The 12,144-nt window shown below is 59.1% G+C and carries 10 protein-coding genes; 5 read left to right on the top strand and 5 right to left on the bottom strand.

Translation table 11 applies throughout. From position 1 onward, the window contains the following. Positions 1 to 175: 175 nt before the first annotated feature. Together ACQK2L_RS28740 and ACQK2L_RS28735 are read right to left on the bottom strand one after the other, a co-directional pair. Positions 176 to 928 carry a hypothetical protein gene (locus ACQK2L_RS28740; protein WP_425400492.1) on the bottom strand — a complete coding sequence of 251 codons (753 nt, stop codon included), beginning with the start codon at positions 926 to 928 and terminating at the stop codon, positions 176 to 178. Positions 929 to 1,025: 97 nt separating this feature from the next. Further along, positions 1,026 to 1,604: a thioredoxin family protein gene (locus ACQK2L_RS28735; protein WP_425400491.1), complete on the bottom strand. Its 579-nt coding sequence runs from the start codon at positions 1,602 to 1,604 to the stop codon at positions 1,026 to 1,028. A 251-nt stretch (positions 1,605 to 1,855) separates the two neighbouring features. Between ACQK2L_RS28735 and trxA the strand changes: the two genes are divergently transcribed. Continuing rightward, positions 1,856 to 2,179, top strand: a complete 324-nt coding sequence (gene trxA, locus ACQK2L_RS28730; protein ID WP_425400490.1) for a thioredoxin — start codon at positions 1,856 to 1,858, stop codon at positions 2,177 to 2,179. A 217-nt stretch (positions 2,180 to 2,396) separates the two neighbouring features. Then, positions 2,397 to 3,890, top strand: a complete 1,494-nt coding sequence (locus ACQK2L_RS28725; protein WP_425400489.1) for a hypothetical protein — start codon at positions 2,397 to 2,399, stop codon at positions 3,888 to 3,890. A gap of 9 nt (positions 3,891 to 3,899) precedes the next feature. Here ACQK2L_RS28725 and ACQK2L_RS28720 read toward each other — a convergent pair whose 3' ends face one another. Then, a complete protein-coding gene (locus ACQK2L_RS28720) occupies positions 3,900 to 4,754 on the bottom strand; it encodes a hypothetical protein (protein ID WP_425400488.1) in 855 nt (284 codons plus the stop codon). Between the two features lie 239 nt (positions 4,755 to 4,993). After that, positions 4,994 to 6,238: an ADP-ribosylglycohydrolase family protein gene (locus tag ACQK2L_RS28715; protein WP_425400487.1), complete on the bottom strand. Its 1,245-nt coding sequence runs from the start codon at positions 6,236 to 6,238 to the stop codon at positions 4,994 to 4,996. Positions 6,239 to 6,681: 443 nt separating this feature from the next. Here ACQK2L_RS28715 and ACQK2L_RS28710 point away from each other — a divergent pair, with 443 nt between their 5' ends. From ACQK2L_RS28710 to ACQK2L_RS28700, 3 genes are all read left to right on the top strand, one after another. Further along, positions 6,682 to 7,605, top strand: coding sequence for a PEP-CTERM sorting domain-containing protein (locus tag ACQK2L_RS28710; protein WP_425400486.1), 924 nt, complete (start codon positions 6,682 to 6,684; stop codon positions 7,603 to 7,605). Positions 7,606 to 7,716: 111 nt separating this feature from the next. Further along, on the top strand, positions 7,717 to 8,748 hold the full coding sequence (locus tag ACQK2L_RS28705) for a DUF1559 domain-containing protein (RefSeq protein ID WP_425400485.1): 1,032 nt from the start codon (positions 7,717 to 7,719) through the stop codon (positions 8,746 to 8,748). A gap of 68 nt (positions 8,749 to 8,816) precedes the next feature. Next, entirely contained in the window at positions 8,817 to 9,995 is a 1,179-nt protein-coding gene (locus ACQK2L_RS28700) for a PEP-CTERM sorting domain-containing protein (protein ID WP_425400484.1), read from the top strand. Positions 9,996 to 10,196: 201 nt separating this feature from the next. On the opposite strand, the gene ACQK2L_RS28695 is transcribed toward ACQK2L_RS28700, so the two are convergent. After that, complete coding sequence (locus ACQK2L_RS28695; protein WP_425400483.1) at positions 10,197 to 11,681, bottom strand: hypothetical protein; 1,485 nt, start codon at positions 11,679 to 11,681, stop codon at positions 10,197 to 10,199. Between the last annotated feature and the right edge of the window lie 463 nt (positions 11,682 to 12,144).

The following is a 12,144-nucleotide window of genomic DNA, read 5'->3' as shown; positions in this document are numbered from 1 at the left end:
TGTGACCGAGACCGCCTTCGGCCCCAGGTTACCAACGATTCACCCGCCGTAAACGACGGGCCTATAAAGCGGCGATCGTTGCCGATTGGAGCTCACCACTGTCTCCGCGACGATCCGCCAAAATCCGCGCTGATCCGCGTCGAATTTCACCTCCGTGACCTCTGTAGTCAGGGAGTCACTTCGCAGCCACCGACTCGCCGCGGTATTCTCTGTTCGAGACGTCGCGGAAGTTGACGATCTGTTGGCCTACCAGGGTGATGCGGGCACGGTCTTCTTTGGAGAGCATCCAGGTAAACAAGTGTTCGGCGCGCAGCTTCTGGCCATCGTCGCCAGCGATCTTCAGGTTCACCTCCACCGGCACCACGTTGCGTTTTTCCAAGGCCTCGTTCACCGCCAGGCGGGGCATCGGGGGCATGCTCGAAGCCAGGATGCAGTTCAGCTTGGCGTAGCCGTTGAAGTAGTTCCGCAGGTCTTTCCACGCCGCGGCCTTTTTCACCGGCACCGTGGCCAGACGGTAGGTCATCGGATCGCTTTCAAGGGTCAGGATACCCGCCTCCTCATCGAACGTCTGAAGAAAGTCCGGGTCGGCGGCGAACTTCAGCAGCGGATCTTGCTGCGCCCGCGACCAGGTGCAAAGCTTCTTGATGGCGGTGTCCAATCGCTCAATGGAGATCTCGGTCTTCAGACTCCGAGCCGGATCGATCAACACGAACCGCGCTGGCGTATCGCCCTGTTTGTCGCGATAGATGGCCACGCGGCCGGTACTCTCTACAAAATCGTAGATCGCACCGTTTTGGAACAGCGTGGTGTTCTGCGTGATCGGTGTCTCTTCGTCGCCCCGGAAGATCTTGGTTTCGATGCGAAAGTCGACGCCCCAGGCGGGCGACGTGGCAATGGCGAGCAGCAGGATGGCGATGGCGCGCAGCATGGTAAGCCTCCGATCTTTCGGGCGAGAATCGTTCGCGCGAAGATTAGAAGCCTGCGGCAATCCTGTAAACGGCAAACCCGCTCGGCTTGACTAGATCTCAGCCAAAGTAGCTCGGCGCGGAGCCTGGCTTCCACTTGATGTTGCAGCCGATGCTGGGGCTCTGCAGCTCGCTGGGCGTGTTGCCTGCTAGCACCGCATCGACCGCCGCCCGCAGATCCTCGCCAGTGACGGGGATGCCGCTCTCGGGCCGGCTGCTGTCGAACTGGCCGCGGTAGACCAGTTGGCGGTCCTTGTCGAACACGTAGAAGTCGGGCGTGCAGGCCGCCGCGTAGGCCTTGGCCACGTCCTGCGTGGCGTCGTACAGGTAGGGGAACTTGAAGCCCCGCGCCTGGGCTTCGGCGGCCATCTTCTCTGGCGAGTCGTCGGGGTAGTTTTCCACGTCGTTCGAACTGATGGCCACCACGGCCACGCCCTTGTCGGTGTACTCGTTGCCAAAAGCCGCAAACTCGTCGGCAATGTGCTTTACGAACGGGCAGTGGTTGCAGGTGAAAGCCACCACCAACGCCGGCGCATCGGCGAGTTCGGACAGCGAGACCGTGCTGCCATCGACGTTAGGAAGCGAAAAATCGGGCGCTTCGGTGCCCAGTGGCAACATGGTGCTTGGAGTTCGGGCCATTAGAGGGAACCTCGCTGGTTGGAAGGGTGTCGTTTTTCGCAGCGTCTGCAGGAAGTATTGCGGATGACCCACACGCTGGCAACGGTCACAATTCCGCCGCGTTGACACTGTGTGGGTGTGCGCTATAATCTGGCGACGTAACACTTTGCGCAAACCGCGCAAGACAGCAGCGCCCATCGGCGAACCAATTGCAATCATCAGGCGTAATACTGATACACCCACCTTCCCCGCGAGCATAGGAGCAAGAAACCATGGCACTTCTCGAACTGGATAATACGAATTTTGAAGCCGAAGTGCTGAATGCCAGCGAGCCTGTGCTGGTCGACTTCTGGGCTCCCTGGTGCGGCCCGTGCCGGATGATTGCTCCCTTGGTGGAGGAACTGGCTGGCGACAACGAAGGCCAAGCCAAGATCGCCAAGCTAAATATCGACGACTCGCAGAACCTGGCCGAGCAGTACCGCGTGAGCAGCATTCCCACGTTGATGGTGTTCAAGGATGGTCAACCAGTCGAAACCTTCGTCGGTCCGCAGCCCAAGGCAAAGCTGCAGCAGGCGATCGACGCCGCCAAGGCTTAAGGGTCTCTGCTAGCACTTGGCAAATCGAGAGCGTTAACAAACAGTATTCAAACGAGGCCGTCACCAGTGTTGGGGGGCGGCCTCGTTTTTTTGTTCGTTTGCCAACATTCTTTAATCTTGACCCTAAAGTCCGGACACCCGACTGGTCGATGGCAGTCTAGGGGGAATATACGGATCATCGCAATCAGCGAAACTTTGCGGCGGAAGGACTCGGCGCATGAGCGACTCCCCCAACAATCCCAGCAGCGAAATCACCGCACGGATCGATGCTCCGCACGCGGTACGCCCTACGCGCAACGAAGGTGCTCCTGTTCCAGCAGCGGTCGCTGCTAGTTCGGCCGCCGCACAGGGCGAAGCGCCTGCAGCCACCACAACGGCTCCGCCGCCGGTCGATCGTCACGCGGCAGAGCTTGCCGAACAGTTGCAGCGCCGGCAGTCCGATCTCGATCGTCGCGCCGCGATGCTCGCTGCGCAAGAAGCGGAGATCGAGAACAAGGTCCGCCACGCAAGGTTGTGGATCGAAGAACAACAGCGGGAGCTGGAAGCCCGCGAACAAGCACTCGAGTCGCCCCGCCCTGCGCCTGAAGACAACGCGCAGCGCGAAGAGGAAAAGCAAGCCGTGGAGAAGCGGCAACGCGAACTCGACACGCGGCAGGCGGACCTCTATCAGCAGATTGAGGAACTCTCTCAGCGATCGATCGAGGTCGAGCAGAAGACCGAACGGCTCGAAGCCCTCGAACTGCAACTCAAGGAGTTCGAACAGTCGGTCGAGCGGCGGCACAAGTCGATGTCCGACGAGCGGGAAGACCTGGTGCTGCAAATTCAGGAACTCGACGAGCGGCGCGCGAAGCTTCACCGCCGGACCGAAGAGCTGGAGACTCGCGACGCCGAACTCCGTAGCCGCGAAGCCCAAATGGCGTTTCGGCGGCACGAAATCGAGACGGCCGTCGCCCGGTTCGAGAAACTGGGCGTAACGCAGGAGCGGATGGAAGCGCTCGACTGCCAGGCGGCCGAGTTTGACACGCGCTCGCGCTATCTCGACAAGGCCGAACAACTGTTGAAGGAAGACACGCAGAAGCTCACCAAACGCCGCGGCGAGTTGGAAGACGAGCATCGCGCTGCTTTGGAGCAGATTCGCACCGATCGGCAAAAACTGCTGGCCGACCAGGAAGCGTTCACTCAGACGGCCACGCGTCGCACGAAGCAAATGGATCAGCGCGAAAACGAACTCGACCAACGCGAGGAGTCGTTATCCGTCTTGCGATTGGAGCTCGAAGCTTCGCAGCGTGAGGTGCTCGAGATGCGGCTCGCCACCGAGGAAACCTGGGCGCAACTCACCGGTGCGCTGGCACCAGCGGCGCTCACGCGATCTATCGCGCAGACACGTGCTCGGCTGTCGGACCATTACGAGCACCAGGCGCAGCAGCTTTGCGAACGCCGGGAGGAGTTGGAGCAGTTCCGAGCCGAACTTTCAGAGCAGCACGTGCAGTTAGAGACGCGTCGAACGCAATTCCAGGAATGGCAGCGGCGGCGCGAGCAGGAAATCGAACAGCAAGCCGGCAGGCTCATCGCACGCGAGCAAGAACTCGATCGCCAGCAAATGCACTACGAGGCCACCGAGGCCAAGTGGCGTCTGGAACGCGACGACTACCGCGCCGAGATTCGCCAATTGCTCACGCAGTTGCGGAAGGGAATTCTCGAAGCCGCGTAACCGGATTGGCTACTCTTCGGTGATCGCTGCTTCTTCGCTCTGGGTGTAGCCGGGCGACTCGGTCTTGGCTTCTTCTTGGGACAACTTGCCACGGCGCACTGCTTCGTTGGCATACGCGTAGGCAGCTTCCAACTCGAAGCGGCTGAAGTAAGGCGAGCGGCTGATGTTGCGGCGGGTACCGGTGAGCTTGGCCGCCAACTGTTCCCACGTGAGATCGTTGTTCAGGTGCCACACCGCAGCTTGTGCGGCGTTGTGTTGCAGGTCGCCATTGCCGAACGCCTTGAGCAGTTCGACCACTTCTGGGCGGTCGGTCTCGGGGCTCACGGGGCGCAATTCGTAAGTGTTGCTGCTCGATGGGTCTTTCTTGCCGTGGTCCAGGCACAACAGCGGGACGTCGATCTTGGTCACGCGATCGGGCGGAATGCTGAACGCGCCGCCACCACCGAAGTTGCCACCGCCACCGCCACCGCCGAAGCCGCCACCACCGCCGCCGACGCTTTGGTTGCCACCGCCACCGCCGAGGCCACCGCCGCCACCGAAGTTACCGCCACCACCGCCACCAAAATTCTGAGCCAATACCGGATCGCCAACAAAGGCGTCGGGAATGCGAATCTTCACGCCCTCGGGCAACTTGTTGTTGGTGATCAGGATGCGGCCCTGGTGGTCGTTCTTGGCGATGAACTTCACCTCGATGTCGCCGGCGTCGCGCGCTTCGAACAAGTCGCGGACTTCGCCCGCTTGAGCGGCCTTCTCTTTCGCCTCGGGAGCCGCGGCTTCCTCGGCAGCGTTATCGGCAAACGAAGCATTGCTCGCAAACAACAGCAGGGCGAGCAGAGTGGCGTAACGGCTGAACGTGGAAAGCATGGGTTTCGCTCCGGCGGGCGAGTTGGGCGGGCAAATGGGGATGTTCCGTTGATTGGCGCCGCGGCGCAGTCCCAGCACGGGAATGCGCCAACAGCACTACTGTTAGCATAATCTCTCGGCCGACGACTGCCAAACTATTCCCCCCTGCCAGGCCGCCGGGGCCGGAGACCATCTGGAGACCAGAATCACCAGAATTCGGGGCCTTTTTGGCACTCGCTGCCGATTTGGAGGGTCCACTGCTACTCGCGGACCTCAATCTGAGCCATCTCCTCTGCCGTGAAACGCAGCTTTTCGGTCGGTTCGGCCTGGCGGCTTGCCACCAGCTTGCTGGGTTTCGGGGGTTGGTGGGGGATCACCATAGTGCGTTTGCCCCCGATCTCCTCGACCTTTCCGCCCGACTGCTCCACCGCTTGAATGGCCAGCGTCTCGCACACTTCGCACAGTTTGGGGAAGTCGTACTTGGTGTGGGCGAACTTCGTCTGGGTATCGAGTGCCGAAGTAAATCGCTCGGGCAGTTTGTCGTATCCGATCGTGGTAAATAGGATGCCCGCCGCGTTCGACGGATTGCAATCGGAGTCCTGGCCGCAACGGGTGGAAATGATAATGGTCTGATCGGGATCGCGATCGCCGTACAGCATGCCAATCAGGATGTACGCGCCGTTGAGTTTCACGTCGATGGAGAAGTGGTCTTCACCGCCATGACCGCAGCATAGGCCGTGGCTGTATTCGGGGTTGTTGTGATACTTGGCTTCGACCTTGTGCCACGTGGCCTGCCAGTCGTCGGGGTCTTCCGCGTGCCACGCGACCACGTCGCGGACCATCTCGGCATACTGGCTTTCGGCGGGAATACAGGCCAAACCGGCTTCGATGATGCGATGAATGTCCTGTTCGAAGAATGCCTCGCAGTACATGCCGGCGACGAATTGGCCCCCGTAAACACCGTCGCCGTAGTTCATCAGGCGGCCAAATTTGTCGCCTAGATCGATCGCCACTTGCGGCATTCCAGGCGCGATCAAGCCGCTGTAGTCGGCTTCGATCTGATAGTCGATGTCGTCGGAGTGTTGTGTGAATTGCGGATGACCCGACGCGGGCGGTGCGATGCCTCGTCGCAGGTTTTCGCGGCCAAACCGGTTGGCGTGCCACAGCGGATAGCGACTATTCGCCAAGTCGATCCCCGCCTGGCGGATCGAGCAGTCGAGGCCGTGCTCTTCGAGTGTGGCCAGGAACGTCATTTCGACGTACAGGTCGTCCTGTTGGAACTGGTTAACCGTGGCCGGCTCCCACTTGGGCATCTGGTCCGCGGGAATGATCCGGCCGTTGAACTTGAACTCGGTGGGGAAGCCCCAGCCGACTCCAACCATCTGTCCAATCCACCCGGCCTTCATTCGGTTAACATACTCCGCGGTCGTTAGTTGCCGAGCCGGCTCGGCCCAACTGGTGGAAGTGGCAACGGAGAGAATCGCGAGGCAGGTGAGATATCGCATAGTGGCGCCCTTATGTACCGAGAAAGTAGGGTGATTTGCGTAGGTCGGACTCCCGAAGAGTAGGCGGCCCGGGGCTCGACGTGCGGAAGACCGTGCATCCGTTTTCCGTGACAGGTGATTCCGCTTTGAATACAATCGCATTGAGGCCTGCTCAAATACTTGAAAAGTTAATTGACAAAGTAGTGGGTTCCTCGCGACAATCAGAAATGTAGTTTTATGCCTTGTTCACGTGCTTTCGCAAGTCCGTAACGAACATCGCGACAAACTTCCGGTGGTGCACGGAGCACCGCAGGCGTGATTCTCGAACCGATGACCGAAGTCTGGCGGCTTCTATTCTCCGACTTTGATCCCGGGTTCGTGACCCCCAGGAGTTAGTGCTGTATAAGCAACTGTGAGTGCTTGTGGTAAAGTACTTTTCTTAGTGTTACTTCAGGAGTCGTCTAATGTTTGTAAGGCAACTGGTATTGGCAACTTTGGCGGCCGTGGTCCTAGCACCCGGAGCATCCGCCCTGACGATGAGTTACGCGGGCACCCAGTACGATGTCGGCGGAACGTTTTTCCCCGGTGGTGGTCCGGCAGATGTACAGAACTACCACGTTGCGGGTTGGCGTGGCAACGACGTTGCGAAGACTCTCGACCTGGATGGGAACGACGTGTACGGCAGCGCTGGCTACGCGTTGTTTGGAACGCGGTTCGATTATCCCAACGCAAACGCCACGGGCGGAAATGCGTTTGTCAATCCAACTGACAACTCGGTTTATCCTAACATCATTGATCTACCAAGTTGGGTTGCTGGTCACCAGATTCTCTCGAGCCGTAAGGCCGGCGGTTGGGCTTATGCACTGATTGACGACCCGCAACTGACCAACGGTGCACGCGACTTCAATTGGGGCGCGTCCCAAATACCCGCTTCGACCTTCCAGGCTCCCTATGTCAAGTTGGGCGTTCTCGACGGTACCGGAATCGTGACGCAAAACGACCCAACTGTGGCTCCGGCCGAGCGTTGGGGATTCGCCCTTGGTCCCGATGCTCCTTCGAAGATCCGAGTGGGAGTGATGACCGATGGACTGGATTCGGAATTCTGGGCACCGTCTGAGGTGTTGATGCAGCACACGATTGGCGGTGTGCCGATGGGTGCTCCGGTATCCACAGGAACCGTGGCAAAGAACCGGTTCATCGACATGCACTTCTTCGACATCATTGACGGTCAGGCTGGTGACGAGTTCGTGTTCCTTGCCTCCAACCCAGGTGGTGGAAGTGCTGGTATCGCTGGATTCACCTTCGAGGCTATACCCGAGCCGAGCACCCTCGCCATTGTAGGAGTGGCCATGTTTGGCGGAGCGGCTTTGTGGCGTCGTCGCCGATAACGATAGTTGTTTGAAAACTGAGTTTGAGCACGCCGCAGGGGGGACGCCGGGCACGGATCCCCTGCGGCGTTTCACGAATAGAAGAGGCTTGTAATACGAATCGAGGACAGGATGAGGACGGCGGAGAGTAACGGATACAGAACGCATGCACGGACGACGGCTTTTACGCTGGTCGAACTGCTGGTGGTGATCGCCATCATCGGCATCTTGGTCGCACTACTGTTGCCTGCGATCCAGGCCGCCCGCGAGGCGGCCCGACGCAGTGCGTGCACCAACAACATGAAGCAACTATCGCTCGGGTGTATAAACCACGAGAGCACCAACCAACGCTTGCCGTCCGGCTTCACGATGTACCAGTCGAACGACGTGTTGCATACCTGGGCGTCGTACATCTTGCCGTACATGGAGCAAACGGCCATCTACGATCAGATCGACTTCGAGGTACCCGTCTTCAAGGCCTGGGAGGACGCCGGACGATCGTGCCCCAACGCGGCCCCCTGGACCTACACGAATATCGACATCTTTCAGTGTCCATCTGATGGGCAGGTAAGCCACACGGGTAATGCAGCATGCTTTGCTCACGGAAATTACCTTGCTAACCAGGGATGGTGGGTGTGGTGGCAGGCGCTTCCTGAGCAGACGTGGATGTTCTATCGAAACAGCGATGCTGGCTTTAAAGCCGGTATCGACAAGTTGGGGCCGTTCGGCAAAGTGTACGGCGCTGCCAACAAGGGCGTTCCGCTGCGGCAAATCACTGATGGGACTAGCAATACCGTGATGCTGGGTGAGTGCCGGCAGTTTTCGGGCGAGGATTCGCGCGGACTGCTGTACCTGGCCAGCTGTCTGTACTCGCATGAGTATGCGCCTAACTCCGATGCTGCTGACAAACTAGAGTACTGCGCCGATGGCCCCGGTGGCGCCGACGACCCGAACGGCGAATTGTATCCCGAAGCTCCTTGCAGTCAGAAAGGCATGGCGCTGCCTCGTGGTCCCATGTCGCAGACCTCGCGCAGCCAGCATCCGGGTGGCGTAAACGTGGCATTCTGTGACGGACACGTGGCGTTAGTAAACGACGACGTAAACATCGACGTGTGGCAGGCGATTTCGACCCGCGCCAACGGCGAGACCGTTACACTCGAATAAGTCATCCGCGGCAGCGTGTCGCATTGAAGAATTCACCAATTAAGTATCACTTACACGGCGGTTAAAAGATGAAACGTTCTTCCCTCGGTATCGGCCTGCTCGCACTTGCGGTTTGTGCTTTCAGCGGCATCCGAACTCATGCAGCCGACCTAAATTACGCGGGAACTGATTACGACATCGGTGGCACGTTTTTCCCCGGAGGTGGCCCTGCCGACGTGGGTGCATACGTGGTGGTGCCCTGGCGAACAGATGGTGCTGGAAATACATTCAGCGCGAGTGACGATCCGGGTGAGCGGTACTATGGACGAGATGGCTATGTCCTGTTCAGTACCAGAACCGATTATCCAAACGCGAACTTTGCGCCAGGCACAAATGACGACTGGGATTCTGAGTTCTTCACAGACAACTACCCCGACATCATTGATCTCCCCGAATTTGTCGGCGATTCGCAGGTCCTAGCAAACCGTCGAGGAGGTGGCTGGGCCTACGCACTTGTAGATGATCCGGTGCTGACCGAAGGCATACGAGACTGGGACTGGGGGCAATCACAAACTCCCACCTCTTCTGGGCAGGCCCCGTATACGAAGATCGGCATCCTGAGCGACTGGGATCAATTTGGCAATTTTCCGGACAACACTGATCCGGATGCGTCGCCCGCGGGCCGGTGGGGCTTCCAGGTGGGTGCAGATCCACCTGCCAACATGCGGATAGGAGTGATGACCGACGGCCTCGATCTTCCCGGGTTTGCCCCCACGGAGGTATTCTTGGGCCAGATTTCCACCGTGGGAGTGTGGGACGACACCCAACTGATATCCTCGGGTGAAGTCACGCGAAATCGCTTCGTCGACATCCATTTCTTCGACATCACTGGCGCCCAAGAAGGCGACATTTTTGCAGTGGGAGTTAAGTCCGATAGTAGGGTTGCCGCGATCTCCGGCATCACCTTCGACATCCTTCCCGATACCGGTGGCCTTGTTGGCGACTACAACGGCGATAGCATTGTGAACATCGCCGACTACGTGGTGTGGCGGAACACGCTTGGCGCGACGGTCACCCCGGGTGAAGCGGCCGATGGCGACAACAGTGGCACCATCGACGCGGGTGACTATACCGTGTGGAAAGACAACTTTGGCCAAGCCGAAATGGCCGCGGTCGCCGGAGCGCAAGTGCCCGAGCCGGGCAGCCTGGCACTTGTCGCCGCCGGTGGCCTGATGCTGGCGAGCGCCTTGCGTCGTCGGCACGGTTGAGACGTTCGAGTTTCGACAGATTAAAATTGGGGGGTGTGGCGACGTAGTCCCTCGACGCTACACCCCCCGTGCAATTTGCATTCGGTTGTGAGGCAAGCCGAACTCTTCGGGTAGCAATCCCGCAGCCGAGATCACTACCCGAAAAGACTCGTCATTCACCCTTCGCGTTCGTGCGTTTCCTCTTGGGTCCGTCTTCACCCATTAGAACAGCAGTTGCAGCTGCGTGCGGAACACGGTTTGGCCAGAGTTGTTGGACACGTCCTGCAGGAATCCAGTGTAGGGAACGGCGACAGGAATCGGATCCAGAGCGTGCGACGCCTCGAAGGTGAGCTTGCAGGCGTGGCGTTTGAAGTACCAGTTGAGGCCGGCGCTGAGGATGTTGACCGAACTGTCCGCCACTGGCGTGGCACCCGAGCCCACGTTGGTCCAACCATCGAAGTCGATGTACTGGTAGATGAAGAAGGGCTCGATCGTGTCGGGTATGATCTGGTAGGCCGTCATGAACTCTACGCCGGTTTGGGTGAAGTCCTGGGTGTCGGCCAAAGCGTGTCGCTGCACTACCGAACCGAAGGCCATGAAGCCGCAACGTTCCACCGTCGCGTCGACGGTCCATGCAAAGAACTCGTTAAGGTTATTGGCGGGATCGTCGTCGCCCGTTTCGGGGCCTTCGTAGTGAATGTCGGCACCAATGAAGGCGGCCAGTGGTTCATCCGACCAGGAGGCGAAGTCGCCGTACTGAGTCCAATCGCCGACGAGCTTCACGTCGATGCCCGACGAGATGGCGAAGTCGCTATTGTCCTGGAAGAAGTCTTTCGAGCGAGCGACACTGCCGGAATGACGTCCGTCGGTGATGAACGACAGCACGCGGAAGTCGTCGTTCTGCTTGGAGAAGCAGATACCTTCCTGCACACCCGTCGAGAAAATCGCGTACGAGTAGGAGCGATCGACACCCATCTGCCGCGCGTAGCTGATGTCGAGTTCGCGCATGAACGACGGGTCGCGGAAACGACCGACCTGCACAAACAGGCCGTTGTCGAACTCGTAGTTGATGCGGCATTCTTCCATGAAGGTATGCCCGTCCACGCGGCCGCTCTGAAGAATCATCCAGTAGGTCAGCTTGGGCGAGATGATATTACCGCTAAAAATGACAGGTGCACGGGCTAGAACGAACCCGCCTTCGAATTCATCGCCGTCGCCGGGATCCAGTTCGCGCCAGTTGGCGAAGTACCGGGTTTGGATCATGCCGTTGATCTTGAGCTTGAAGTTGCCGTCGATCGTGCGGATGTAGAAACCCCTGTCATAGCCGGCGCACTTCGAGCAATCGCAGCAATCGTCGACCGCCTCGCCGCAGGCTCCGGGCGCACCATCCGGGGGCAGCGGCGCGTCGGCTCCGGCGACGGAGCGTTCGAGTTCCTCCAGACGCAGCAGAATGGCCTCGATCGAGTCGTTGTCGTATTGAACTGCCGGAGCTGGTACCGGCTCAGAGACCGGTGTCTCTCCATCGAGAGGCAACTCCGGTTCAATGTCTTCTGTCGTGTCTGCGATGGTTGGCTGCGACACCGTCTGGGTTGTCGCATTCGATTTGAGCCAATACGGCGTGTCGGCCTTCACCGATGTGCACGTCGGCAATATCACCATGATGCTCGCGGCCATTAGACCGCGAGACAGTCGTAAAGTCGTTCTCATTGGTTACCCCTGGGTTGGAAGTTTCCGCGCACGCTTCGACACCTCAAAGGCGCGCAGCTTCGTACTTCGCTTTGGAAACGAACGCACGAAGGCAACCGGCACAGGCAAGACGGGGGGACGCCGGCTGTTGCAGGTAGGATGGAATGGGGGGAAGGTGGCGAGACGCCGAGCAGTACCTAGTGTCGTTCCTATAACCGCTCTTTCTGTACCCAATCTGCAAAGCTAGTATTGGCGGCACTTGCGGATAAACCGCAACACAACACACCAGAGGCATCATTGTGTGCACTGGCGCATGCGCTGCGACAGATACAACTCTGATCGTTTCGTCCGCTAAACCAGGAGCGCCGTTTAATGCAATAAAGCAACTGGTAATTTCGGACGCGCGGCTACTACGACGAGGACTAGGGGTGGTCGCTAAGCGACCCAGATTTTTTTTTGCGCGAGGCCACGACCTCGCCTTAGG

It is taken from the genome of Aeoliella sp. (genome assembly GCF_965227375.1).
Classification (GTDB): Bacteria; Planctomycetota; Planctomycetia; order Pirellulales; family Lacipirellulaceae; genus Aeoliella.
The sequence above is the reverse complement of the archived record's forward strand: the minus strand, read 5'-3'. Positions and strand labels throughout refer to the sequence as shown.

What these genes read in the sequence shown, in the direction of transcription:
- ACQK2L_RS28695 (WP_425400483.1), bottom strand. Translation starts at nt 11,681, where the DNA reads ATGAGAACGACTTTACGACTGTCTCGCGGTCTAATGGCCGCGAGCATC.
- ACQK2L_RS28725 (WP_425400489.1), top strand. Translation starts at nt 2,397, where the DNA reads ATGAGCGACTCCCCCAACAATCCCAGCAGCGAAATCACCGCACGGATC.
- ACQK2L_RS28740 (WP_425400492.1), bottom strand. Translation starts at nt 928, where the DNA reads ATGCTGCGCGCCATCGCCATCCTGCTGCTCGCCATTGCCACGTCGCCC.
- ACQK2L_RS28720 (WP_425400488.1), bottom strand. Translation starts at nt 4,754, where the DNA reads ATGCTTTCCACGTTCAGCCGTTACGCCACTCTGCTCGCCCTGCTGTTG.
- ACQK2L_RS28735 (WP_425400491.1), bottom strand. Translation starts at nt 1,604, where the DNA reads ATGGCCCGAACTCCAAGCACCATGTTGCCACTGGGCACCGAAGCGCCC.
- trxA (WP_425400490.1), top strand. Translation starts at nt 1,856, where the DNA reads ATGGCACTTCTCGAACTGGATAATACGAATTTTGAAGCCGAAGTGCTG.
- ACQK2L_RS28705 (WP_425400485.1), top strand. Translation starts at nt 7,717, where the DNA reads ATGAGGACGGCGGAGAGTAACGGATACAGAACGCATGCACGGACGACG.
- ACQK2L_RS28700 (WP_425400484.1), top strand. Translation starts at nt 8,817, where the DNA reads ATGAAACGTTCTTCCCTCGGTATCGGCCTGCTCGCACTTGCGGTTTGT.
- ACQK2L_RS28715 (WP_425400487.1), bottom strand. Translation starts at nt 6,238, where the DNA reads ATGCGATATCTCACCTGCCTCGCGATTCTCTCCGTTGCCACTTCCACC.
- ACQK2L_RS28710 (WP_425400486.1), top strand. Translation starts at nt 6,682, where the DNA reads ATGTTTGTAAGGCAACTGGTATTGGCAACTTTGGCGGCCGTGGTCCTA.